This is a genomic window from Paenibacillus sp. FSL H8-0259, from assembly GCF_037963255.1.
Classification (GTDB): Bacteria; Bacillota; Bacilli; order Paenibacillales; family Paenibacillaceae; genus Paenibacillus_AQ; species Paenibacillus_AQ phytohabitans.
In genome coordinates this window covers 2,737,767-2,761,911 of record NZ_CP150147.1, presented here as the reverse complement: position 1 = coordinate 2,761,911, position 24,145 = coordinate 2,737,767, and the positions used below count along the sequence as shown (strand labels likewise).

General features: G+C 52.5%; 19 protein-coding genes. 7 read left to right on the top strand and 12 right to left on the bottom strand.

All coding sequences use genetic code 11. The features are described from left to right. Window positions 1-140: 140 nt before the first annotated feature. Both NSU01_RS11605 and NSU01_RS11600 read left to right on the top strand, forming a co-directional pair. Complete coding sequence (locus tag NSU01_RS11605; protein ID WP_076248721.1) at window positions 141-1,652, top strand: stalk domain-containing protein; 1,512 nt, start codon at window positions 141-143, stop codon at window positions 1,650-1,652. A gap of 15 nt (window positions 1,653-1,667) precedes the next feature. After that, complete coding sequence (locus NSU01_RS11600) at window positions 1,668-2,255, top strand: DUF2441 domain-containing protein (protein ID WP_076248718.1); 588 nt, start codon at window positions 1,668-1,670, stop codon at window positions 2,253-2,255. Window positions 2,256-2,420: 165 nt separating this feature from the next. Here NSU01_RS11600 and NSU01_RS11595 read toward each other — a convergent pair whose 3' ends face one another. The 8 genes from NSU01_RS11595 to NSU01_RS11560 form a co-directional block, all read right to left on the bottom strand. Next, window positions 2,421-3,404, bottom strand: coding sequence for a phosphotransferase (locus NSU01_RS11595; protein ID WP_042135578.1), 984 nt, complete (start codon window positions 3,402-3,404; stop codon window positions 2,421-2,423). Between the two features lie 1,349 nt (window positions 3,405-4,753). Further along, window positions 4,754-5,890, bottom strand: coding sequence for a carboxynorspermidine decarboxylase (gene nspC / locus NSU01_RS11590; protein ID WP_083705765.1), 1,137 nt, complete (start codon window positions 5,888-5,890; stop codon window positions 4,754-4,756). A 25-nt stretch (window positions 5,891-5,915) separates the two neighbouring features. Then, window positions 5,916-7,115 carry a saccharopine dehydrogenase family protein gene (locus NSU01_RS11585; RefSeq protein WP_036702452.1) on the bottom strand — a complete coding sequence of 400 codons (1,200 nt, stop codon included), beginning with the start codon at window positions 7,113-7,115 and terminating at the stop codon, window positions 5,916-5,918. A 1,085-nt stretch (window positions 7,116-8,200) separates the two neighbouring features. Next, window positions 8,201-8,971 carry an alpha/beta hydrolase-fold protein gene (locus tag NSU01_RS11580; protein WP_076248713.1) on the bottom strand — a complete coding sequence of 257 codons (771 nt, stop codon included), beginning with the start codon at window positions 8,969-8,971 and terminating at the stop codon, window positions 8,201-8,203. 42 nt (window positions 8,972-9,013) lie between these two features. Continuing rightward, window positions 9,014-10,042 carry an iron ABC transporter permease gene (locus NSU01_RS11575; RefSeq protein WP_076248711.1) on the bottom strand — a complete coding sequence of 343 codons (1,029 nt, stop codon included), beginning with the start codon at window positions 10,040-10,042 and terminating at the stop codon, window positions 9,014-9,016. Window positions 10,043-10,091: 49 nt separating this feature from the next. Beyond that, window positions 10,092-11,102 (bottom strand): iron ABC transporter permease, encoded by a 1,011-nt coding sequence (locus NSU01_RS11570; RefSeq protein ID WP_039303966.1) that lies wholly within the window; start codon window positions 11,100-11,102, stop codon window positions 10,092-10,094. Between the two features lie 98 nt (window positions 11,103-11,200). Next, on the bottom strand, window positions 11,201-12,856 hold the full coding sequence (locus tag NSU01_RS11565) for a helix-turn-helix domain-containing protein (RefSeq protein WP_063779791.1): 1,656 nt from the start codon (window positions 12,854-12,856) through the stop codon (window positions 11,201-11,203). Window positions 12,857-12,962: 106 nt separating this feature from the next. Further along, complete coding sequence (locus NSU01_RS11560; RefSeq protein ID WP_179093655.1) at window positions 12,963-13,799, bottom strand: AraC family transcriptional regulator; 837 nt, start codon at window positions 13,797-13,799, stop codon at window positions 12,963-12,965. A 156-nt stretch (window positions 13,800-13,955) separates the two neighbouring features. Between NSU01_RS11560 and NSU01_RS11555 the strand changes: the two genes are divergently transcribed. Then, a complete protein-coding gene (locus NSU01_RS11555) occupies window positions 13,956-15,776 on the top strand; it encodes an acyltransferase (protein WP_042135567.1) in 1,821 nt (606 codons plus the stop codon). A gap of 128 nt (window positions 15,777-15,904) precedes the next feature. Here NSU01_RS11555 and NSU01_RS11550 read toward each other — a convergent pair whose 3' ends face one another. Then, window positions 15,905-16,519: a TetR/AcrR family transcriptional regulator gene (locus NSU01_RS11550; RefSeq protein WP_042135566.1), complete on the bottom strand. Its 615-nt coding sequence runs from the start codon at window positions 16,517-16,519 to the stop codon at window positions 15,905-15,907. Window positions 16,520-16,681: 162 nt separating this feature from the next. Here NSU01_RS11550 and NSU01_RS11545 point away from each other — a divergent pair, with 162 nt between their 5' ends. Further along, the gene (locus tag NSU01_RS11545; RefSeq protein WP_042135565.1) at window positions 16,682-18,121 is read left to right on the top strand and encodes an MDR family MFS transporter; all 1,440 of its coding nucleotides are present in this window, start codon (window positions 16,682-16,684) and stop codon (window positions 18,119-18,121) included. Window positions 18,122-18,269: 148 nt separating this feature from the next. Here NSU01_RS11545 and NSU01_RS11540 read toward each other — a convergent pair whose 3' ends face one another. Together NSU01_RS11540 and clpP are read right to left on the bottom strand one after the other, a co-directional pair. Next, window positions 18,270-18,476 carry a hypothetical protein gene (locus NSU01_RS11540; protein WP_042135564.1) on the bottom strand — a complete coding sequence of 69 codons (207 nt, stop codon included), beginning with the start codon at window positions 18,474-18,476 and terminating at the stop codon, window positions 18,270-18,272. An 18-nt stretch (window positions 18,477-18,494) separates the two neighbouring features. Next, the gene (gene clpP, locus NSU01_RS11535) at window positions 18,495-19,112 is read right to left on the bottom strand and encodes an ATP-dependent Clp endopeptidase proteolytic subunit ClpP (RefSeq protein WP_256704061.1); all 618 of its coding nucleotides are present in this window, start codon (window positions 19,110-19,112) and stop codon (window positions 18,495-18,497) included. Window positions 19,113-19,280: 168 nt separating this feature from the next. On the opposite strand from clpP, the gene NSU01_RS11530 reads away from it, so the two are divergent. Together NSU01_RS11530 and NSU01_RS11525 are read left to right on the top strand one after the other, a co-directional pair. After that, window positions 19,281-20,042, top strand: coding sequence for a sigma-70 family RNA polymerase sigma factor (locus tag NSU01_RS11530; protein ID WP_052421782.1), 762 nt, complete (start codon window positions 19,281-19,283; stop codon window positions 20,040-20,042). A 52-nt stretch (window positions 20,043-20,094) separates the two neighbouring features. Next, window positions 20,095-20,988, top strand: coding sequence for an NAD-dependent epimerase/dehydratase family protein (locus NSU01_RS11525; RefSeq protein WP_076248707.1), 894 nt, complete (start codon window positions 20,095-20,097; stop codon window positions 20,986-20,988). Here the strand turns inward: NSU01_RS11525 and NSU01_RS11520 are convergent. Then, on the bottom strand, window positions 20,968-22,998 hold the full coding sequence (locus NSU01_RS11520; RefSeq protein ID WP_076248705.1) for a methyl-accepting chemotaxis protein: 2,031 nt from the start codon (window positions 22,996-22,998) through the stop codon (window positions 20,968-20,970). The two genes, NSU01_RS11525 and NSU01_RS11520, sit on opposite strands and share 21 nt — an antisense overlap. A gap of 187 nt (window positions 22,999-23,185) precedes the next feature. Here NSU01_RS11520 and NSU01_RS11515 point away from each other — a divergent pair, with 187 nt between their 5' ends. Then, window positions 23,186-24,103 carry a YafY family protein gene (locus NSU01_RS11515; RefSeq protein ID WP_076248704.1) on the top strand — a complete coding sequence of 306 codons (918 nt, stop codon included), beginning with the start codon at window positions 23,186-23,188 and terminating at the stop codon, window positions 24,101-24,103. Window positions 24,104-24,145: the final 42 nt, after the last annotated feature.

The window sequence follows — 24,145 nt, the reverse complement described above, 5'->3', positions numbered from 1 at the left end:
TTGTAACACAGGAGAGCCGGCTATGAACGGTTAATTTTCAAAGAAACTTTCCGCCCTCATACAGCGTCTATATGGAAGGAAATATATTCTTTTATTTACCTATATCAGTAAAAATAACATTGAAGGTAGAGGGTGCTTTTATGAAAAAAAGAAATCTGCTTGTGAGCTTGATCATGGGTCTGACCGCGGTTCTGAGCATTGGTAATCCTGAGACGGGCTCAGCTGCAAGTGCTTCCGGGGTCGCCTCTTATGGAGCCAATTATCTGATTAAGGATGATGGTTCCCTCTGGGTCTGGGGTGACACCAAATCTGTCCCTACACAGGTTCAGGGGTTAAGTGATGTACAAGCTTCTTTTCCCCTGTGGAACAGCGCGCTGGTTACGGCCAGGGACGGCTCTGTCTGGAACTGGGAGACCAACGCCCGGACGTTGGAAATAGAAGTGACTCCGATCGCTGAATTAACGAATATGACGGACTTCTTAAGCCTGGATAGCCGCCGTGTAGCAATCACCGGAGAAGGCAAGGTGTTTATTGCTGTGACGACACCTGACGGTGCGGAGACGACTTCTTTTTCACCAGTCCCCGGTATAGATCAAGTTGCTGCTGTCTCCGGATACAGCGAGAGTAACGGGCAAAGCTCTTGGCGGCGTTTCCTGTTCTTGAAGACGGACGGTACGGTATGGACCACCTTTGACGAATTTGCCACCCTCACGCCTGTAGCTAGTCTGACGGACATCACCCAGCTTGAACAGAATTACGCACTCCGCAAGGACGGCAGCGTCTGGACGTGGCCTATCCAGAATTTTTATCAACCGGAGACTCTAGGCGATGCTTCTAAGCTTACAGCCACCCGCATGCCCGCCTTATCCAGCGTAAGTATTCTGCGCAACAACGGACGTACCCGGCTCGCCATTGACGGGCAATCCCGTTTATGGTTCTGGGGCTCAACGGTTACAGGATACTCCGATGGAACTACTTATGCGGATCAACCCGTTCCCGTCCTTTTCTCAGGAATCAGCAAGGTGACCGATGCTTACATCGTCGAACACTCTATTGTTGCGCTGACCTCAGACGGCAAGGTATATGCGGCTTCTACTGAGACGACCCGGATGTCCCCGGACGCTCCGTTCACTCAGCTCACTTCCGATGTTCAGTCCATGAAGGGCGGCGGAAGACATATTATTATGCAAAAGAAAGACGGAACGCTCTGGGGCTGGGGTGTGAACAAGAATGCTCAGCTCGGATATGGTACCTATGAATTTAATTACCCTGCTCCCGTCCCGATGCAAAAACCGATTTCTGTCACCCTGAATGGTGAATCCGTCGCCTTCACGAACGGGGTAATTACCCGGAACGGGCAGAATTTCATTCCGCTGCGCTCGTTGTTCAGCAAGATGGGGGCCACCGTCGGCTATTCTATGGATAAAGTAGCAACCATCACCGGCACTGCGGAGGGCAAATCGCCGCTATCCATTGTGATTAATACTAAGAGCGGAGCCACGACAGTAAACGGTAAAAGCGTTACGCTGCTTACCCCGCCTTTTGTAGTCAATGGTACAGTCTATCTGCCGCTGCGCTTCATCAGCGAACAGCTCGGGGCCACGGTTGAATGGCTGCCGCAGGAGAGCAGAATTACAATAAGTATGAAATAGGGGGAGCAGCAGTCTATGCAAGTTAACGAATGGTATGTTTATCACATTGTAACCCGGAACAAAATGGACCTTGGGCAAATCATCAGCTTTGACAGTAACCAAAAAAACACCTTATATCACTTCTTTTTTGAGAAGGAACAGATGAACTCCAAGGGTGAAGACTTTATGCAAATTTTGCACGGTCACTATACAAATGACGGATTAAGCATGGATAAAGAGAATGCAGATGTCGTTATTAGATATGCGGACCAGACCATCCGGGCGATAAGAGAAGCACTCATTGAAATGGTTAGATTGCAGGAATATCCTGAATATCCTTCCCGGTTGTCGTGCTTATATGCTGCGAAGAGCTATGAAGACGCTCTGAAATGGAAAGAAATCTTCGTATCTCATCATCGAAAAGTATTGCAGATCGTTCAACTTCGCGTGAACGGGAGGATCTTTGAAGGTGACGGTACTCTTTTGCCAAAGGAGGATGGCCTCCCTTTCTCCCGCAAAATCGAACAAGCCCGGGAATATTGGAAAGGCAATAACCATAACCAGCTTCCTGAGCTGCTGATTAACGGTATAATCAAAGTCGTCGAAATCATAGATGAATTCTAACGTAGTATAATGGTAGTTAAATAAAACAGCGACAGCCAGGACTTTAATTCCCCGTCCTTTGCTGTCGCTGTTTCAGTTTCCAGGTAAGCCTATTACTGATTTATCTGCTGACACCACTCAGCCGGGCCGGCCCGTTGTACAGGTCAGCTTAATTTCAGATTGTGCTTACCCGACAGGCCCGCCAAACCGCGAAGCCCTAGCCGCACATGCATTTGCCAGCCGGCTCCGCAGCGAAGTCAGCCAATCCGGCTCATTCTCTCCCAGCTCCGCTGCGGATCTCAAGATCCGTGCGTAGCCGTACAAATCGGCGAACCGTCTGCACGCTGCCATGGTGGGTCCGTCCTGCGGCAGCGGGCGGCGGCTGATATAGCCGTTCATGAATATTTGCTTCTTGCGCTCATATTCCTCCGGCGCTGCCTCTCCCTCCAGGCTATCCAGTGCCTGTTCAATATCCATAGCGTACCAGTGGTACATCGCATCATCGAAATCAATGGCGTTGATGTTATCCGAGGCCTCGTCATAGAACACATTGTCGGGCTCAAAGTCATAATGGATCAGCCCGTAATTCTCAGGCGTGACAGGTTGTCCGTCAAAATATTCTTCCAGCAACCTTGCCTCGGCCACAGCCGCTTCTTCCCCGGGAAAATCAGCCAGTACGGACAGAATCCATTCCAGCACAGCTTTGTGCGTCCATCTGCCAGGCTGTACAGGCGTATATTCATTGGACAATTGATGAAGCCGGCCCAGCGCTTCACCATATTTATATACGATGTGATCACTAAGCTCTGTGCTGCCCAGTTGTACCCCAGCTACCCGCTTAAACACGGAAGCGTAGTATGGCCCCCACGGGGTCTGTGCTTCAATAAGCTCCAATCCTGTACGCGAGGATACTGCTTCAAGCGCACCATACCCGTGCTCACGCAGGTAAGCGATGAACTCAAGCTCTGCCAGTATATTCTCCTTCTGCTTCTCAGTTACTGGCGCGAACCGCAGCAATTGGCTATGCCCTGCATTCTCAAACGGATACACCGCATTAGAAGATATCCGGTAATACTGGAACAGATGCAGCGACTCCGGATCATGTTCCCAATTCCCCAGCAGCATCGCCGCCAGTTCCTCATTCTTGTGTAGATATTGTAATTTCAGCATGCATAGCAGCTCCCTATAGGTTAGTCAACAGAGGAAGACGCAGCATTAACTTGAATCACCATTCTTGGGCTCGCAGTCTTCAGCTTTCTGTCTCTATCCTCTGTCCTTTATCTTTACTCATTGTTCTTCGCTGTTCCTTCTTCTGTCTTGCGCTTCTCTCACCGCATCTGCAGCAGCTGCCCGTTCGTATAACCCGGCTGATCTTAATCATGCCGCTCACTCCCTTCACGTTCAAATCATTCTCTGTTCAATGCTACGCCAGATGCAGATTAAGGGCAATGTAACAAACTTTTTTAAGTATGTTTTACAAGTAAATCTCGCCGAAAAGAAGCCAGAACACTTCACATCAGCAGTGTCCCTTCTCCCGCAGCAAAAACTCACTTTAGGGAGTTTTTAGGTTTTTTGTTTCCTTTGACTGTTTTGATTCTTTTGATTCTTTCACTTTCTTCGCTTCCTTCGCTTCCTTCGCTTCCTTTTGGAGCTCAACGGAGCTAAATTGTTGTACTTTTCGCAAGATTTTCGCCCATTTGGCGGCTGCATACAGAAATTGTTGTACTTTTTACAAGATTTGCGTCCATTTGGCTGTCGCATTCACGAATTGTTGTACTTTTTACAAGATTGTAAGCTGATCAGCCGATCTGAGCTTCAAAATGTTGTATTTTGTGCAAGATTCCCCTTATTTAGCCGATTCGCGCCGCGAATTGTTGTATTTTATGCAACATTTCCGGTAGGTCGGCGGATTAGGGGGCAGCAGGTAGTGGTGGGCTGTAAGTAGCGGATAGTACGCTGGGTTGTATTGATGTATTGTACGGTGAACAATATGGCGTGTTGACGCTGAGGTTTAACGTAGGTTGTATGTTGAGTAGTATAGTGTGTTGTATGGTGAGCAGTATCGCGTGTTGTACGCTGAGCTTTATCGTGGGTCGTATGGTGTGTTGTATGGTGGGCTGTATGCTGACCTTTATGTGGGTTGTATGGTGGTTGTATGGTGGTTGTATGGTGGTTGTATGTTGAGTAGTATCGTGGGTTGTATGGTGAACAGTATGGCGTGTTGTACGTTGAGCTTTATCGTGGATCGTATGGTGGTTGTATGTTGAGTAATATGATGTGTTGTATGGTAAGCAGTATGGCGTGTTGTACGCTGACCTTTATCATAGGTTGTATCGTGGGCTGTATGTTGGCTGTAAGTAGTAGTATAGTGAGCATTTGATGGGCAATACGCAGTGTGCAAACAGTAAACAGCAACCAGCAGATAGCAGGCTACCACAGCTGGCACCTGAGCCTCTCCCCCCTCAAACCGCAAAAAAGCGCCCCATCAGCCGCAGCTGATGGAACGCTTCTATACTAACTTAAGACAATCGTCTGCTGAAATCGCTATACTCGAACTCGCGGATGACCTTGATGCCTTCTTCCTCATTGTAGGAAGCAATGGCCGGCAGGTTCACGCCGTTGAACATATGGTTCTTCACCATGGAATAATGCGCCATGTCGAGGAAGATAAGCTTGTCACCGTATTTCAGCGGCTCCGGGAAGGAATAATCCCCGATTACATCCCCTGCCAGGCAGGTCATGCCACCGAGTCTGTAGGTGTGGGCGAATTCGCCCGGCATTCCGGCACCGATGATGCCTGGACGGTAAGGCATCGCCAGCACATCCGGCATATGGCATTCGGCCGAGGTATCGAGAATCGCGATATCCATACCGTTATGCATCGTGTCGAGTACTGTCGCCACCAGGTAACCGGTGTTAAGGGCAATTGCTTCGCCCGGCTCCAGGTAAATCTCCACGCCATAAGTTTCCTTCATATGCCGAATGCACTTGATCAGCGTCTCCAGGTCATAGTCGGGACGGGTAATATGATGCCCGCCGCCGAAGTTCAGCCATTTCATGCCGTGCAGATACTGGCCGAACTTCTCTTCCACAACCTTAAGCGTACGCTCCAGCGTGTCTGAATTCTGTTCGCACATCGTATGGAAATGCAGCCCGTCGATGCCGTCCAGCTCCTCCGGCCGGAAGTTCGGCAGGGTTACGCCCATACGGGAGTAATTGTAGCAAGGATCATACAGCGGAACTTCAATCTCGGAGTACTCCGGATTGACGCGGATGCCGCAGCTGATCTTCTTCGGTGCGTTCTGCACCCGTTCCTTGAACCGGCTCCATTGGTCAAACGAGTTGAACACAATGTGGTCGGTGTAACCGAGCAGCTCATCGAACTCGCGGTCTACATAAGCCGGCGCATACACATGGACCTCTTTGCCCATCTCCTCGAAGCCCAGGCGGGCTTCGAACAGGGAGCTGGAGGTTACGCCATGCAGGTATTTACCCACCAGCGGGTACATGGAATGCATGGAGAAGCCTTTTTGCGCGAGAAGAATCTTCGCTCCGCTCTGCTCCTGCACATAGTTCAGAGTTTCCAGGTTCTTCGTCAGCAGACGCTCGTCCACGAGATAGGCAGGGGACGGCAGCGCGCTGATATCAATATCTATATCTTTATTCTTCATGACTTAAGCCCTAATCCAGCAGCGTCGGCGAGAAATCTTCTTGCCAAGGCAGCCCGTGTTTGTTGAGTGCATCCATGAACGGATCCGGATCGAATTCTTCGATGTTGTGTACGCCCGGTTTGTTCCAGATGCCTTTGATAATCATCATAGCCCCGATCATTGCAGGAACGCCGGTAGTGTAGGAAATGGCCTGGGAGCCAACCTCTCTGTAGCACTCTTCGTGATCGCAGACATTGTAGACATAATAAGTTTTTGGCTGGCCGTCTTTGGTACCTTGAATGATACAGCCGATGTTCGTTTTACCTTTGGTTCTTGGTCCCAGGGAAGCCGGGTCAGGCAGAATGGCCTTCAGGAACTGCAAAGGAATGATCTCTTTACCTTCATAATTAATCGGCTCGATCGAGGTCATGCCAACATTCTCAAGCACCTTCAGGTGAGTCAGGTAGTTCTGCGAGAACGTCATCCAGAAGCGGATTTTTTTCACGCCAGGGATATTAACAGCCAGGGATTCCAGCTCTTCATGGTACAAAAGATAGATATCCTTCGGACCAATCTCCGGGAGATCGTAGACTTTTTTCTCGGACAGCGGTGCAGTTTCAATCCACTCGCCATTCTCGAAGTAGCGTCCGTTCGCTGTAATTTCGCGGATATTGATTTCAGGATTGAAGTTGGTCGCAAACGGATAACCATGGTCACCGGCATTTGCATCCACAATATCAATCGTATGAATTTCGTCAAAATAATGCTTCTGCGCATACGCCGTAAATACACCGGTTACGCCTGGGTCAAAACCGCTGCCGAGCAGCGCCGTAATTCCGGCCTTCTCGAATCTTTCCTTGTACGCCCACTGCCAGGAATATTCGAATTTCGCGGTATCCTGCGGTTCATAGTTAGCTGTATCTACATAATGCACTCCGGTAGCCAGGCAGGCATCCATGATCGTCAGATCCTGGTATGGGAGAGCGACATTAATCACGACATCCGGCTGGAAGCTCTTGATCAGTTCAATGACTTCTTCCGTGTTGTCAGCATCAAGCTTGGCCGTAGAAATCTTCGTCAGGCCCCCGTCCAGTTTCTCCTTCAGAGCATCGCATTTTGACACCGTACGGCTGGCAATGCAGATCTCTTCGAATACATCCGGGTTCTGGCAGCATTTATGAACAACAACGCTCGCTACACCGCCAGCGCCAATAATTAACGCTTTTCCCAAATTAATAACCCCCTAATTTTGCTTAAGTTATTAGTTATTAGCCTTGCTGCTCTGGATCCGTTTCGTTGTCAGTCGTTTCGTTTCATCAAGCTGAACAGGCTACATCCTATGAAAAATCAACAAGGCTGATTATACAGAAACCTTTTCAATAAATCAATAAAAAACGACAAAAATTGATATGTTCCGTGTAAAATCTGTTGGTTTCTCCATTAATACTCTGTAATTCACTGCAATACACTGGAATGCTTCGTTTTCCTGCGCTTATTAGCTTCATTCAATCACGGGCTCATCAGGAGCACCGGACGATTAACCATGTACAAGGCCAACCGGATAATTGTATCACAGCAGAAGAAATCTTCATACGATTTATTTTAAAATTAAGTGGAAACGGTTGGTCTGCCCTCTCTATTCCGATGAAATCCGCTCACCTCCAAGTGTTTGTGTAAAACTGCAAATACCGCACATTATAGTAACTTACCCCTTTTTCGCGCCGCACTAACTGCTTGACCGGCACAGCTGCGTCAGGAAGTGCCGGCAGCAGCTCCATGAGGTTATTATGTGTAACGCAGGTAATCCAATACTCTGAACGCAGAAATAAACCCCGCAGACCAGGAGTCCGAGGGGCATTATGCTTTTATATAAATTTGCCGTGCATGCGTAATTTCGCCCAACACATTTGTCGCCATAAGAAAAAGTACAACTGCAAAAGCCAGAGCACCGCAAGGCTGATGCCAATAGCAGATAAGAGAGTGCAGGACTGGAGCTTGGTGATCTTTTGAAGCTAACGCGCCAGACTATAACTGCATTTACTGCAACTAAATTCACCATCCGCTGTAAGATAACAAGTTTAATTGCACTCTATACAGTTATATTAGCTGACCTGTCTCAAAAAATCATCTTTCGCTGTTTTTAGTTGTACAGAATACAGTTAACCACCCAAATCCGGTTTTTATCCGTCTTTTAAGTGTACGAAATACAATTATCCGCTCCAAGCAAATAAGTACAGGAATAAAAAAAATAAGGAACGGCATCTCTGCCGTCCCATTCATCACAGTTATTATAAACAAGCAGGTCCGTCTGCCGCTTCACCCAGCGTTCCCCCGAACCGGATCGGCTTCCCCTCCGCCAAACAGCCACCTCAGCGCCGGCGGGAACTGCCGGCTGAAGAACATCAGGTCATGGGTCCCCTGCGGATCACACTCCAGCAGTAAATCACCGCCGCCGAAGCCTTGTTCCAGCAGCAGCTGATGCGCCGCCCTGGAGCGTCCGGCCATTTCCTTCTGCGCGTTGGTCTTATAGCAGCCTTCCAGCTCTCCGTAGTACATATATATCCGCTGCCCTGCTCTGTCTACCGGATGGTCGCGCATGTAATCCAGGATACCTTCATACCAGAAGGATGCCGATAACAGGCCTATCCGCCCGAACACTTCAGGATAGCGGTAAGAGGCATACAGCGAGATCAGTCCGCCGAGAGAGTATCCGATAATCCCCGTATACCGGGCTTCTTGTAACGTTAGATAATGGCTGTCGATATAAGGTTTGATCTCCTCGGCCAGTGCCCGCAGATAATCGTCTCCACCGCCGCCGAACGAAGGTGCTCCAGGAGTCACTTCCGGCAGCGGCCACGGGGTATAATCATGATTCCGGTCCTTGGATGCAACGCCGACAAGGATCAGCTCATTCAGCTGCTGCGATCTGAACAAATGGTCCAGGTAATTCGCCGTATGCTTCATTACACTGCCTTCGTCCTGCAGGTACGCTACCGGAAACCGCCTGTGCTCTGTACCGTAGCTGAATGGCAAACGTATAGTCAATTTCCAGCCGTGAACCTCTATGTGAATATACTTTATTCCCATCCTGTGACTTCCCCTTTAGGCCTCCGTCAGCAAGCGGTGCGTTTATCTGGCACGGTTTCTGAACAGCAGGAATATGAAATATGGCACACCGATGATGGAGATTACAATGCCTACCGGCAGCTGAACGGGAGCGAATACGGTTTTGCCGATAAAATCACCAATAATCACCATCAGCATTCCGATCAGGCCGCACAACGGCACGATGTACCTGTAGGTATTACCGATCAGCCGCCGTGCAATATGCGGAGCAATCAGTCCGACGAAGCCGATGCTGCCCGACACGGACACACAGGCGCTGACCAGTCCGACACAGCACAGCAGCAGAATCTGCCGTTCCCTGCCCACCGCCACGCCCACGCCTTTGACACTGACCTCATGCAGCTGCAGCAGATCGAGCACCGCCGCGCGGCGCCAGATTACCGGAGTCAGAATGAGCAGCCACGGAAGTGTGGAGAGCACCTGTCTCCAGTTCGCATTATACACGCTCCCGGCCAGCCAGACGGTAGCCATCTCGAAATTCTCCGGGTCCATTCGCAGGGAAACATATAGCGTTACCGCACCGAAACCGGAGGCCAAAGCGATCCCGACAAGAATTAATTGCTGCGGGTGGAACTCCCCCTGATTTCTTGCGAACAGGTAGAGAAGAACGATGGAGCACAGGCCCCCTATGAATCCGAACATCGGCATACTCATGACCGAGATCCAGCCGGGCGCTTTCATGGTACCGCCAACAAAGAACATGAACACGACGACAAAAGCCCCGGCAGCGGCATGAATGCCCAGAATTCCCGGGTCTGCCAGGGAGTTGCGGGTAATGCCCTGCAGTACAGCCCCGGCGATTCCCAGCCCGAAGCCGACCAGTGCCCCGAGCAGAATGCGCGGAAGCCGGAATTCGAAGATGACGAGATCATGATCCGCCACAGGATGAATCCGCAGCAGAGTGCGCACGACATCCTTCGCCGAAATATCAAAGGTGCCATTGGTCAGACTGACATACATCCCGCAGACAATCAGAACAGAGAGCAGCAGGAACAGCCCCCAGAAGGCCAGTGCCTTGGATTTGGGCTTCATTAACAGCGAGTTCTTCGCGTCCTTAGAATTGTTCGAATCCTTGGAATGTTTACGAATGATGGCCTCCCCCTCTCGTTTTGATCAGATAGAGGAAGAAGGGGACGCCGAACAATGCGGTAACCACACCGACCGGTGTCTCAAACGGAAAGTTAATATACCGGCTGATCAGATCGCACAAGGCCAGGAAGAGGGCTCCGGCAAAAGCAGTGAACGGAATGATCTTGCGGTAATCCTGCCCGACCAGAAAGCGTACAATATGCGGAATAATGAGGCCGATAAAAGCGATTTTGCCGGCTATCGCTACGGAAATCCCGGTCAGCAGCACCACACTCAGCATCGTCAGCATCTTGATGGTTCCCACCCGAAGTCCAAGGCCTGCGGCCGTTTCGTCTCCGAGTGAGAGCATCGTCACCGGTCTTGCCATCAGCAGTGCGAGCACCAGACCGGCGGCGGCAAACGGAAGCGCAAGTCTGATCACAGCCGGGTCCATCATATGCAGCCGGGCATTGTACCAGAAGCTGATATTCTGCGACACCTGAAAGTAGACAGCCAGCGCCTGCGAGACTCCGCCGAGGAAGGTGCCGATGATCGTGCCGAGCACAGCCAGTGTCAGCGGTGATACGCCGCCGGGAAGCAGCTTGGCCGTACCGAAGACGAGCAATGCCCCCAGCGCAGAGCCGGCCAGCGAATACACAATCATGGTCATGGAGGAAGCGCCCGGCAGGAATACCATGCACAGCGTAACGGCAAACACTGAGCCGTCGCTGATCCCCATAATGGATGGAGAAGCGAGATAATTCCGCGTCATCCCCTGCATCAGGGCTCCCGACACCGCCAGGAATGCCCCGATTAGCAGCGCTCCTGCTGTGCGCGGAATACGCGACGTCCGCACAATAACATGATCAATATTCTCAGGATCGGCGTGGAAAATGGCATTCAGCACCGTACCGAAACTCATTGGCTTCGTTCCGTAAGCTACAGATAACACGCTAATAATAATGATAAGGACAACCCCCAGCACCAGCAGGGAGGCCGTCTTAATTCCGCCTGTCCATTTCATGTCATCCCACTCTTTATGTACATTTGTATTGATAATGATTATCAATTACGAGTATAACGAAGCGGGGTCCCCTGCACCATGGACAAAATGCGGAACAACTATGGACGATTGGCCGGAAGCAGCTGAAGGATCTGCCGCAGCATCCGCAGCTGCGCATATGCGGAATCCTCACGCCAGGGATCAGAGCTCAGGACATGTACGTGATGCCGCTGGACTGCAGGAATCTTCATCCACTGGGGGTCGTTCTGCAGCTTCCTCCACTCCCCTAGCGTGTCATATTCCTGACGGATCAGCATCAGTAAATGGTCCGCTGGCAGCTCCGCGAGCATCGCCGGAGTGACCGGAACATTATATACCTCTGCCTCACACTCATAAGCCGGGTGCAGTTCCAGCTCACGGTACAATATGCTCGCCATTCCCTCGTTGCAGTGCAGGAACAGCTGGCTGCCCAGCATACGGATAACTGTAACCGTCTGCTGGCCCAGCCCTTCGTGCAAGCGGTCTTTAGCGGCGTTCACCTCCCAGTCGAAGGCAGCAAGCCATTGCTCGCGCTGCCACTCTTCACCCAGCAGCCGTGATAATTCGTGAAATTGCCCGCGCCAATCTGCGCTGTCGCTGGTCAGATAATTCACAGGAGCAACCTGCTCCAGCGCTGTCCGTTCATCATCTGCCAGACCTGCCGGGGCCAGGATAAGTTCTGCGTTAGACTGCTTAAGCACTTCAATATTGGCCTGCCAATCCTGATTGTTGCGGTAGGCGCTGATATGGACAGGAATATCGGCGCGGTAGTTCCGGTAGTAATATTCGGTCCATTTCGGATGCAGTGCCGCCGCATATGGAGTGATATTCAGCGGCAGCAGCTGTCCAAGCAGTCCGGGCGTGTAGGCGGCCAGCTTGCGCCGCCGGCTTTTCATATAGACTGCGGGCGGCATGCCGATCATCTTCTTGAATTTGCGGCTGAAATAGAATTCATCGGCATAACCAACCCTGTGGGCGATGTCCCGCAGCTTAACGCCGCTCTCCGCCATCAGGCGCTTGGCCTGCCCGATGCGCAGCTCGGCTGCGTATTCCAGCGCGCTTTTGCCATATTTCTTCTTATACAGGTCAACGAAATATTTGGCGCTGAAATCGGCGGACTGAGCCACCTGCTCTACGGTTAACGCCTCTGTATAATGGGCCTCTATGTACTGCTTCGCTTGCTCCAGCGCCGAATTCGTATCTCTGGGCCGGTGCAGGCTGCGCGCGCGGAGATCGTACAACAGCTCCTGAAAATCAAGCTGTGCCCGGAAGCCGATGCTCTGTTCACCCTGTTCAGAGAGCAGAAACAGCCTGCTGCATTTGGCCGACATCTCTTTCGACGGATGAAACGGCAGCCTGCCGTCCCCCTGGAATAACCGGGTATCCTTAACCGGCAGACAACTTCCGCTATCGCCTGATTTGCCATAACAGTACACATCGAAATAGAAAATATACATCTCCAGCCCCCCGGCCGGCTGCACCGTTCCGCAGGTCTGATCCGGCAGGCAGAGCACCGCTGAACCTGCCGCCAGCTCATACTGGTTGTGATCACTAATGAACTGGACGGAACCTCTGGTCACGACTGCAAGGGCATAAGAGAAAAGCAGCTGCTGAGCGAGATGGACCTCCCCCGTTCCCTTCAGCGCCTGTAAAGACAGAAGCCGGAAAGACAACCGGTCCCAATCGACCGGATCATCTTGGTTATCTATAGAAGTTCTCTGTTGGATAAGTTCCATTACAGTGCACACCACCAAATCTGAACGAATGTTATGAAAACTACCCTTAGTATATTGATAATCATTCTCATTGGCAATGTCACAGGAATTATTTTACCGGTAAGCATTATCCGCTCTTCCCTTGGTCTTGAGTCCGCATAGCCGAAGGCGGCTGCCCGTTCTGTTGTTTGAAGCTTTTGCTGAAGTGAAATTCGTCGCTGTAACCGCAGGCCGCTGCAATCTCCTTCAAGGTTAATCTGGTGTACAGCAGCAGCTTCCCTGCATGCTCATAACGGATTTCACTTAAGTAGCTTTTGGGGCTCCTGTGCAGATATTGCTGAAAAAGACTGCGTAAATACGAGGAGGAAATCCCGTAACGCACCGCCAGCTCGTGAATAAGCAAAGGTTCACTGTAACGGCGTTCAATATCATCCTTGATCCGCAAAAACAGCTCATAGCCCTGCCCCCGGCCCAGCTGGGCATTCGCCTGAACCTGCAGCAATTCGTACATGAGCTCATAGAGCAGGGACTGGGTCATCAGCTGGCTCCCGGTGCTTCCGGGGACCCAATCCGCAGCAATTTTATGGAACATATGACCAAGCTGTTTGCCCTGTTCCCCCTCCGGCTTCAGCATGAACTGCAGCGGCAGCACATCCAGCGGCTCTATCCTGCCCTGATTATCCGCCGAAGGCGACAAGGTATAGAGCGAAAGCAGGATCATTGTGATCCGCAGAGGCTCCTCCCTTCCGCAGCTCATGTCCATAGCCAGCCCCGGCTGCAGATAGAACAGCATTCCCGCCGATACCGGATAGTCTTGGTCCGTACGGAAGATCCCCTGACCTTCCTGAATCCAGTAGAAGCTATGTACATTGATATTCTGGCGGATATCCCTCCAGTGCGGGAACGTGATCTTATCGTGAATCCAGTGAATATCTATGGCCAGATTCTGTACAATCTTCTCCACCCTCTGACTCCCCCGTTTCTGCAGCATCTCTGAAATCAGCTTAAGATGTTGAAGCGTTTTTGACAAGCTAATCATGCTCTTTATGCCATGTCCCTTCCCTTCCTCTACTGCTACACTTAAGGAAATAATGACTTATGTTATAGAGGAGAGACTGAGATGTCCGAACAACGTTCCGCCTCACGGAAGGCGCTCGATTACATGCCCTGGATCGGCCCCTCCGCACAGGATCAGCAAGAGCAGATCCTATACCAGCAGCAGCTAACTACTGAATACTCCTGTACCTTCGGAGAAGCCTGTTATGTCTCACCGGAGGCGGTGGTATTGCCGGATCAGCTTCAGATGGGCGACCGGAGCTATATTGCCGGCGGAGCGATTGTCCGCAGTGCCCGGCTCGTCATGGGCAGCGACTGCTCACTCAACAGCTACAGTGTACTTTCAGGCGATATTACCATGGGAAACGGCGTAAGAGTTGCTTCACATGCAAGTATGTACGGGTTCAATCACGGATTCGCCTCCACCGATATCCCGGTCTTCCGCCAGCCCTGCACTGTCCAAGGGATTATCATCGGGGATGATGTATGGATTGGAGCCAATGCCGTTATTCTGGACGGTGTGCAGATCGGTTCGCACAGCATTGTCGCCGCCGGTGCCGTAGTTACCAGAGATGTGCCGGCCTACAGTATTGTGGGCGGCAATCCGGCCAGGCTCATCCGCAGCCGGCTGGCCGGGGATACAGCAGCAATTGCCGCGGCAGTTGAACAAAAGGAGGATATAGGGATGACAATGGATGCACAACCTGGAGGAACAGCAGTGAAAGGAGGTACGGGTACAAATGCGGCTGATACAGCTGTTACAGCGGATAAGGACACTGCCGTAAACACGAAACCAGTTACTGAAAGTGTACCGCCATACAGCCTGCTCTCACAGCAGCTGGCTGACTTCGGCAGGCTGGCAGGAGACCAGCTGATCCCGCTGCTGGAGTACTACTCAGAATCAACGGGGGAAGAGAACTTCTTCCGCGACCGGCCCGGATATAAGCGGACGGTTAGAGCTTACTGCGATGCGGTGGAGATTGCCGCGATGTTCGGCAGTCTGCCGCCCGGCTGGACGCGGGCAGAGCTTACCGCTGTATTGCAGGGATTCCAGGATGCCGGGACAGGATTGCTGCCCGACCCGTGGTCTCCGCCCGGACCGGAGGATCTGCCTGAGCTGTTAACCGACCACCTCTCCCGGTATCATCTTCTCGCTGTAGGGTACGCGCTGGAAGTGCTCGGTTCTGCCCTGCCCCATCCGGTTACCGTTGCTGAGAATATGGAAACCGCTGCGTTGTATCCATATCTGAATGACCTGCCATGGGAGGACAACGCCTGGGGCGGCGGAGACTGGATCGACTGCTATGCCACAGGTCTGTACCACAACCTGAAGACATTCGGCTCCCGCAAACGGCCGGATGATCTGTTCGGCTGGCTGGCGACCCATTGCCGCCGGGACTCCGGCCTCTGGGGCCTCCCTACCGCAGAGGAAGGTTGGCTGCAGCCGGTGAACGGTTTCTACCGGCTCACCCGCGCGACCTATGCGCAGTTCGGCCTTCCTCTGCCGTATCCGGAGCGCAGCATCGATACCGTGCTGGCCCACAGCAGGGACCGCCGGTTCTTCCGTGCAGAGGTGCTTAACGCCTGCAACGTGCTGGATGTGGTCCATCCGCTCTGGCTCTGCCTGAAGCAGACCGATTACCGCCGTGGAGAGATCCGCAGCTGGGCGGAGAATATGCTCAGCGAAGTGCTGAAATTCTGGGTTCCACAGCGCGGCTTCGCCTTCCAGTTATCACAGCAGCAGGACACGGGTCTGCAGGGAACCGAAATGTGGCTGAGCATCCTCTATCTGCTGGCTGACCTGTGCGGTGTAAGCTCATCGCTTGGATATACTCCCAAAGGTGTGCACCGCCTGGACCCTGCCTTCTCACTGCCCCCGAGATAGCGGCTTCCATCTCCGCTTCCGCTGTGAATGAACTTCCTCACCAGCTTCAGCCTTCAACACAAACAAACCGCCGCATACCGGAACATCATTCCGGTAAACGGCGGTTTGTTTGCGCTCTTGGGGACCCATCAGCTGATCCGGACCAGCGGCAGGAAGATATCATCAATAATACCGGTGATTGTCTCATCAGAAACAGGTTCATGGGTGGTAAGCAGCTCGTAGCGGAATAAATCGAGGGGAAGCAGAATTACCCGTTCAGGAATGCGGTCCAGACGCACCTCACCCCGTTTCTCGGCATTAGCCAGAATTGTCCCCATGATCGCGTTCAGCTTGCCTCCGGTTTTGGGAGGCATGATCTTCGGCAGCAGCGCAATCAGATCATCGCCGTGATAATCCACCAGCAGGCCGTGGATCGTCTCAGCGCCTAAGCCCTGCAAAGGCCGGGCGAAGCTCTGAAACAGCTGCAGCATATCCGTACGCAGATCGCCTGAATCGGGAGCGGCCAGAGCAGTCTTAGGCATATGCTTCTTAATCGCGGCTGCAACAATCTTGGCTTTATTCGGCCAGCGGCGGTAGAGTGCGGTTTTATTGGTTTGCGCCCGGACCGCAATCCCCTCCATCGTCAGGCGGGCATAACCCGCTTCGCCAAGCTCTTCCCAGGCAGCCTGCAAAATGGCTTGTTCGAGAACCTCCCCGCGGCGGCGTCCGCCTTTGGGCTGATTTTCTTGTTTGATATCGTCCATGTCATTTCCTACTTTCGGGATATTTCAGTATAGACGCGGCTTGCCTCTGGCGGACAAAATGGGCAGAAAATTCTCTTGTTGCATTCTGGCTGCTTTTACTCTATCTTATTCATATAAGGTACGCAACGTACCGTACCTTATTATGTTGAGAGGAGCAATTTTATGTCAGACCAAAGAACCAAGCCCAAGAAAGCACAGAAAGAGAAGCTTGATCCCGCCATTCTTAAAGTAGCCCTCATTCTCGTCTTCGGTGCACTCGCGCCGTTATTCGACTCCACGATGATCAATGTTGCCATCAGGACACTTACTTCAGACCTGCAAAGCTCCGTTGCCGTTATCCAGTGGGTCATTACCGGTTACGTCCTGACCATGGGTATGGCAATTCCGGTGTCCGGCTGGGCTGTCAACCGTTTCGGCGGCAAAAAAGTATACATGTTCTCACTCGCCGTATTCCTGGCCGGTTCGGTCCTCTGCTCCCTGGCCTGGAATCCCGGCAGCCTGATCGGCTTCCGCCTCCTGCAGGGCGTAGGCGCAGGAATATTAATTCCGACCCTGCAAACCGTGCTTGTCCAGACTGCCGGGGGCCGCAACATCGGACGGATCATGTCCATCATCAGCATTCCCACCCTGCTGGGGCCCATTCTCGGTCCCGTGCTGGGCGGGGTCATTATCAACAGCCTGGGCTGGCGCTTTATTTTCTACGTGAACATTCCCATTACCCTCATCGCAATACTGCTGGCCTGGCGCGGCATTCCGGCGGATGAGCCGTCCACACGCAAACAGACGCTTGACCTTACCGGTCTGCTGCTGCTGTCCCCTGCTTTTGCTATCCTCATCTACGGGATCGCCCAAATCAGCACCTATGGGGGGCTGCACAGCAGCAAAGTGGTGATTCCCCTGGTGATTGGCCTTGTCCTCATGGCCGCGTTCATTGTCTACGCTTTGCGGACGCGCATAGAACCGCTGCTGGATCTGCGTCTGTTTAAGTCGCGCATTTTCTCAGCATCGAATGTCACCGTATTCCTGTCCGGCATGGTCATGAACGGGGCTTTACTCCTGCTGCCATTATACTATCAGCAGGTACGCGGTGAAAGTGTATTGTCTACCGGAATGATGATGATTCCCCAAGGAATAGGTATGCTGCTCACCAGAAGCTGGATCGGCAGTCTGTCCGACCGCATCGGTTCGCGGATCATCGTCATTCTGAGCCTGCTGGTCACTATATTCGCGACACTTCCCTTTGCCTTCGCCGGTCCGGATACGAATCTGATCCTGCTCGCGGCCGCACTGGTAGTCCGGGGGGCTGCTCTGAACGGACTCCTGATTCCGGTAATGGTATCCGCATATGTTGGGCTGCGCAAGGATCAGATCCCCCATGCCAGTATCTCCATGAGGATCTGCCAGACGATCGGCGGCGCCTTCGGGGCAGCGATTCTGGCCACTGTATCCCAGCACCAGCTGGCCGGGCAATCAGCCTCAAGTCTCCAGAGCATTGCCGGGGCATACGATGCGGCCTTCTGGTGGTCGATTGGCTTTGCCGTGATCGCATTGATTCCTGCACTCATCCTGCCATCACACCGCAGCAGCCCTGCGGCTGGCTGAGGATAAACCTCAAGCAGATATTAAGGCCCAATATCAGCTTCAGCAGCAATATCAGCTTCAACTCCACTATGCCAAACCAAAAACCCCCGGTTCTCCCTGATAAAGCGGAGAACCGGGGGTTTAGATTGCTTTTACCAGGATGTACTGTCTACTGCCCGAAACCGACACGCGGACGTTCCCGTTCTTTGGTCTGCACGTCTACGGCGCGGATCGAGGTGATTGGAATGTAGAGGGTCTGGTACTCCGTGCTGTACTTCACGAACCTCTCATCCAGCTCCTCCAGAACTCCTCCTCTGACACTGGTTCCATCCAAAAAATGAATCGTTACTTCCTGCCCTTTCAACGCTGATAACATCTTAATCCGCTCCTTCGTCTACAGATGGGTAATAATCGTGTCGATGATCCCGTATTCCAGTGCTTCCTCAGCTGACATGAAATAATCACGGTCCATGTCCTTCTCCACCTTCTCCGCCGGCTGGCCGGTACGTTCCGCCGTAATCTGGACTATCTTGTGCCGGATTTGCAGAATACGTCTTGCGCTGATGGCGATATCACTGGCCTGGCCCTGTGCGCCGCCATGCGGCTGATGGATCATGATCTCGCTGTTCGGCAGCGCGGATCTCTTGCCTGTAGCTCCTGCCAGCAGCAGCAGCGAAGCGAAAGAAGCCGCAAAACCGGTGCAAATCGTATTCACCTGCGGTTTGATTACCTGCATCGTATCATAAATACCAAAGCCGGCGGTAGTCGAGCCCCCGGGACTGTTGATGAACATCTGGATATCCTTATCCGGCTCATCCGCCGCCAGGAACAGCAGCTGGGCAATAATGCTGTTGGCCAGCCCGTCATCGATTGCCGCACCCACGAACACAATCCGGTCCTTCAGCAGCCGGGAATAAATATCGTAGGACCGTTCGCCTCTGGAAGTCTGTTCAATGACATAAGGTATAATACTCATTAGGTTGTGCCTCCTCTGATCTGTCTTAGTGTATATATCCTGTAGACGGACCAGGGAAGCTTAAAGATACGGGCATGCGGAATTCGGCGGGTATACAAGGATAGCGTATCTTTTACAAAGTGCCATTCGTTTATATAATAGAAGCAATGGCTATATAAGCTGAATACAAGAAAATAACAAAAAAGCACAAAGGAGAGGGCCAAGATGACGATTCTTGAACATCACCGTATGCCGGACAGGGCGGATATGGATAAGCAAAGCCTGCAGGAGCTGGGGACTGCGCTGCACCGGTATTGCCTGTCGCTGACCCGTTCCCCATTCGACGCTGAAGATCTGGCCCAGGAGACCTGGACCAAGGCACTCGGATACAGCAAGTTCACCTTGAGTCCCAATCCTGAAGCCCTGCTGCTGCGGATTGCCAAGAATACGTGGATTGATGCCGCACGGCGCAAAGGCTCCCTGATCCGTGCGCTTGAACGTTCAGAAACCCCGGCAGATTCAGCCCTTGTACCGGCTGCGCAAGGAGATCGCACCGAAATCGAACTGGCCTTTCAGGCCTTGATCAAGCATCTCTCCCCTTTGCAGCGGACCGCCTTCGTACTCCGTGATGTTCTGGGCTATTCAGCCGCCGAGACAGCCGGAACCTTAAGCACTACCGAAGGGGCAGTCAAGGCGGCTCTGCACCGGGCACGCCTGGCTTTATCGAGGGTCCGGGAAGAACTGGCTGAGAATGAGGGGCCCGCTCTTCCGCCGGATGCTGATTACCGGGCTTATCTCCGGGCGCTGGCCCATGCCTATGAGCAGGGTCAAATTCCGTTGATGCTGGAGCTGCTCCGCCAGGAGACTGCTGCAGAAGTAACTGTTGCTGTAAGCACCACCACAGTGCATGCCCTGTATTCCGGAAGCGGAAGCTTCTCCTATCTGAATGGAAGCAGCACCTATGCCGGGCTGCGGATGGCAGCTTAACTTTATTCATTGGAATCTTAGCCCGCACACAAAACTTTAGGAGTGTAGCCAAATGAAGAAGGTACTTGTACTCGGAGGAACGCGGTTTTTTGGTAAAAGACTGGTGGAGCTGCTGCTCCGGGACGGGGACAGCCAGGTAACCATTCTGACCCGTGGTGTAACAGAGGATGATTTCGGTGACCGGGTAACCCGGCTAGCCGTGGACCGCACCGATGAAGCTGCGCTGGAGCATGCTGTAAGGAATATAGACTGGGATATCATCTACGATAATATTTGTTTCTCGCCGGATGAGGCTGCGGCTGCGGTACGGATATTTGCCGGCCGGGCGAAGCGGTATATTCTGACTTCAAGCCTGTCTGTCTATAATCCGCAGCCGGATATCTTAACTGAGGCGGATTTCGATCCTGCACACTATCCGCTGAAGCTGGGCGGGAAGGCCGATTTCAGTTACCAGGAAGGCAAAAGACTGGCCGAGACCGTTCTGCTGCAGACGGCGGACTTCCCGGTGGCCGCGGTGCGGTTTCCAATTGTGCTGGGCACGGATGACTATACGCGCAGGCTGCATTTTCATATAGAGCATGTACAGGCAGGGCAGCCGATCGGCATCCCGAATCCGCAAGCGGAGATCTCGTTCATCCGTTCCGATGAAGCCGCTGATTTCCTGCACTGGCTGGGCAGCTCCACGTTGACGGGTCCGGTGAATGCCTGCTCGGACGGTACACTGACCATCGGCGGAGTTATCTCCATTGTTGAAGCGGCAACAGGTAAACCTGCCATGGTCCGGCGGGAAACCGCAGATTCGGACAGTTCTCCCTTTGGCATCGAAGAATCATGGGTCATGGATACGGCAAAAGCCCGCTCCGCGGGCTTCAGCTTCCTGTCATTATCCGGTTGGTTCCCGGAGCTGGTCACATCGCTGAATCATTCACTTCGCCAGCACCAGTAAATCAGCCTCCGATTCACTCCGCCCGTCTGCGGATGCGGATTCCTCCATCACCCGTAATACTCCAGACTGAGGCCGGTGAATTCCGGCTCCGGTCTTTTTTTCAGTCTCCGCAAATGTTCCTGCTTCTGACTTTGGTTCCGGCTTCTCCGATGTCTGCTCCTTAGTCTTCTCCAAAGTCTTCTCTACCGTATTGTCCACTTCTTTCGTATACGTATTCGTCCTCGCAACTTCTGTCGCTTCTATCTTTGCTCCAGCCTTTATAGCTGTATTGTCGGCCACTTGTACTTCAGGCCCGTCCGCAATTTTGAACACATTGATCTCCCGGAACAGCCGCTGCGAGATTTCATGAATCTCCTCCGCCTGCCGTGCAATGTCGCTGATCGCCTGATCCTGCTGGGTGCTGGAGGCATTCACTTCCTGTACCCCGGCCGCTGTCTGCTCCGCCACGGAGGCTACGGAATGCACAGATTCGGCAAGGCGTGAGTTGATCGTACGCGTCTGTTCCACCTTCTGGTGAATCTGCCCGATCTGTGTGCTGATGCCCGCAATGGATTCATCGATCGCCCCGAAGGATGCCAATGTCTCTGCCACCTGGTGATCCTGCTGCTCCAGACTTTCTCTGGTCTCCATCATATATCCCTGGAAATCGGCCATGCCGGCCTGAAGCTCCTGGATAATCCGGCTGATATGCACGGAGGAATCATTCGTCTGCACAGACAGGTGTCTGACTTCATCGGCAATAACGGCGAAGCCTTTTCCCGATGCCCCGGCCCGCGCTGCCTCAATCGCAGCATTGAGCGAGAGAATATTCGTCTGCTTCGAAATCTCCGTAATTGAATTGGTGATGCGTGAAATATCCTTGGACTGGTTCACCAATTGCTCCAGCGCCACATAAACCTTGCTGATCGACTCCCGGGAACGCTGTGAAATCTGGCGCAGGGCAGTAACCGTATCTGAACCCTGCTGCGTATTCCGGTTAGCCGTTTCACTGGTCGCCAGCATCACATCTGTATACTCGGTAATATCCTGAACCCCGCGGGCCAGCTCCTCCAGCAGCAGCGTACTCTGCTCAGACTGAACAGCCTGCTGGTCGGCACCCAGCGAAATCTCCTGGATCGTCCGGACAATATCGCGGTTCGTATGCGCGGTAATCGCCGATGACTGCTGAAAAGAATGCGAATAGTCAGCCAGCGAACCCGCAGCAGACAAGGTCTGCCGCAGCATGCCCTGAACTCTGCCCACCATATGATCAAAGTGATGGCTCAGCCGGCCCAGCTCATCATTATACGGGGAGTTGATCTGCTGCCGCAGATCCCCGTCGGCAATCTGCCTGAGTGCAGCCTGCAGCCTGCCGACCGGCGACAGGAACGAGCGGATCAGCAGCCAGGCCAGCACCAGCATGAACAGGAACACTCCGCCTGCAGCATAGGCCACGATTGAGACCGTATCATCCAGCAGTTTAAAAGAAACCCCCTGCGCCTGCTCTGCATTGTCGGCGGCTGCCGTATACAGCTTACCATTTGTCTCAAGCATGGATTGATTCAGCGCAAGTGCCTTCGTATGTATATCATCAATCTGTTCCAATACAGTTAGTGGATCAAGTGTTTCATCCGACATTGCTCCGAGCAGTTCCGTAATGAATTTCCCATATTCTGCGGCCTGAGTGCCCAGAAGTCCAAGCATAGTGAATGCTGGTGTGTCCTGCTCAAATTCCACCTTGGCAAGTTCAGCCAACATCTGCTGCTGTTTCTCCTGTAATGGCTCCGCCAGCTCCAAATCACTGGATTCAGCGAAGGAAGTCTCCGCTCGGTTCAGCTCCTGCAGCAGCTGGGTGATGGTTGAGACTGTAATTCTTTTCTCCATTTCGCTCTTCTGCTGTTCCATAGATAGCTCTACCTGGTTAATTTTATGTCCTTGGTACAGAGCCACGCCCAGAAAAATGAGCGTAATTGCCGAGAAACTTAAGATTAGCTTCCATTTCATCGAAAAGTGCAGCAGGTTCCCCTTCAAAAGTATCATCCCTTCATATCTAGCTTGTCTTTACAATAGGTATATTCTGCTAATATCCTCATTGTAGAAGCCGGATATTAACTGTTCTCTTAGGTTGTGTATGCTGAGCGTAAAGAATATGTTGCGAAACTGTTAACAAAACGTCAATATTTAAGGAAATAGAACCATTGGACGGGGATGTATACCTATGAAACTGGAACGGCTGATCTCTATAATCTATAAGCTTTTGAATCACGAGGTGTTGTCTGCGGCCATACTGGCTGAAGAGTTTCAGGTATCACAGCGGACCATCTACAGGGATATCGATGTAATCTGTGCGGCGGGGTTCCCGGTCGTATCGTATCAGGGGATGAAAGGCGGATATGGTATGATGGACGGCTACAAAATGGATAAAAGTCTGCTCGGCACTTATGACGTCAACGCCCTGATTACTGTGCTCCGCAGTCTTTCTACCGTGTTTGAAGACGGGCGTGCGCAGGGGACTATTGAACGGCTGCAGACCATCGGACCGGAGCATCTGACGCAGAGTCTGTCCGTAGACCTCGACACCCTGCGGACGGAACCCGATGCGCTGCGCCATATACGGACTGCCATCACCGGGCGCATAGTGATCCGCTTCGATTATATCGACACCATGAATGAACGTACGGCCCGTGACATCGAGCCGCTGCGGCTTCATTTCAAATACCGGAACTGGTACATTTACGGATATTGCCGCACCCGCCAGGCTTACCGCGAGTTCCGCCTGTCCCGGCTGATGAATTTGATGCTGACCGGGGATACTTTCGGACCGCACCCGGAGGTGCCGGAAGAGACAGCTCCCTCAGAGCACGCACGGCAGAACCAACTGGAGGATGTAGTGATCCGGGTAAGGCCGGAAGCGTTAGCCGACGCGCTGGATCAGTTTCAGCAGATGGACAAACAGTTTCACGAAGACGGAAGTATGACGATGCGCATTCCGGTATATCAGCCGCTCAGTGCACGCTGGTTATGGGCCATTCTACTCAGTTTCGGCAGCGGTGCCGAGGTCCTCGAACCCATCCCCCTGCGCGCCATCATCAAAGAGCATCTGCAAAAAGCACTCAAACCTTATGAAGAAGTATGACACGCTGTTGTCAAACTTCTTTTTTTATGATGTAAGCAGACT

What these genes read in the sequence shown, in the direction of transcription:
- NSU01_RS11605 (WP_076248721.1), top strand. Translation starts at nt 141, where the DNA reads ATGAAAAAAAGAAATCTGCTTGTGAGCTTGATCATGGGTCTGACCGCG.
- NSU01_RS11600 (WP_076248718.1), top strand. Translation starts at nt 1,668, where the DNA reads ATGCAAGTTAACGAATGGTATGTTTATCACATTGTAACCCGGAACAAA.
- NSU01_RS11595 (WP_042135578.1), bottom strand. Translation starts at nt 3,404, where the DNA reads ATGCTGAAATTACAATATCTACACAAGAATGAGGAACTGGCGGCGATG.
- NSU01_RS11580 (WP_076248713.1), bottom strand. Translation starts at nt 8,971, where the DNA reads ATGGGAATAAAGTATATTCACATAGAGGTTCACGGCTGGAAATTGACT.
- NSU01_RS11575 (WP_076248711.1), bottom strand. Translation starts at nt 10,042, where the DNA reads ATGAAGCCCAAATCCAAGGCACTGGCCTTCTGGGGGCTGTTCCTGCTG.
- NSU01_RS11570 (WP_039303966.1), bottom strand. Translation starts at nt 11,102, where the DNA reads ATGAAATGGACAGGCGGAATTAAGACGGCCTCCCTGCTGGTGCTGGGG.
- NSU01_RS11565 (WP_063779791.1), bottom strand. Translation starts at nt 12,856, where the DNA reads ATGGAACTTATCCAACAGAGAACTTCTATAGATAACCAAGATGATCCG.
- NSU01_RS11555 (WP_042135567.1), top strand. Translation starts at nt 13,956, where the DNA reads ATGTCCGAACAACGTTCCGCCTCACGGAAGGCGCTCGATTACATGCCC.
- NSU01_RS11550 (WP_042135566.1), bottom strand. Translation starts at nt 16,519, where the DNA reads ATGGACGATATCAAACAAGAAAATCAGCCCAAAGGCGGACGCCGCCGC.
- NSU01_RS11545 (WP_042135565.1), top strand. Translation starts at nt 16,682, where the DNA reads ATGTCAGACCAAAGAACCAAGCCCAAGAAAGCACAGAAAGAGAAGCTT.
- NSU01_RS11540 (WP_042135564.1), bottom strand. Translation starts at nt 18,476, where the DNA reads ATGTTATCAGCGTTGAAAGGGCAGGAAGTAACGATTCATTTTTTGGAT.
- NSU01_RS11530 (WP_052421782.1), top strand. Translation starts at nt 19,281, where the DNA reads ATGACGATTCTTGAACATCACCGTATGCCGGACAGGGCGGATATGGAT.
- NSU01_RS11525 (WP_076248707.1), top strand. Translation starts at nt 20,095, where the DNA reads ATGAAGAAGGTACTTGTACTCGGAGGAACGCGGTTTTTTGGTAAAAGA.
- NSU01_RS11515 (WP_076248704.1), top strand. Translation starts at nt 23,186, where the DNA reads ATGAAACTGGAACGGCTGATCTCTATAATCTATAAGCTTTTGAATCAC.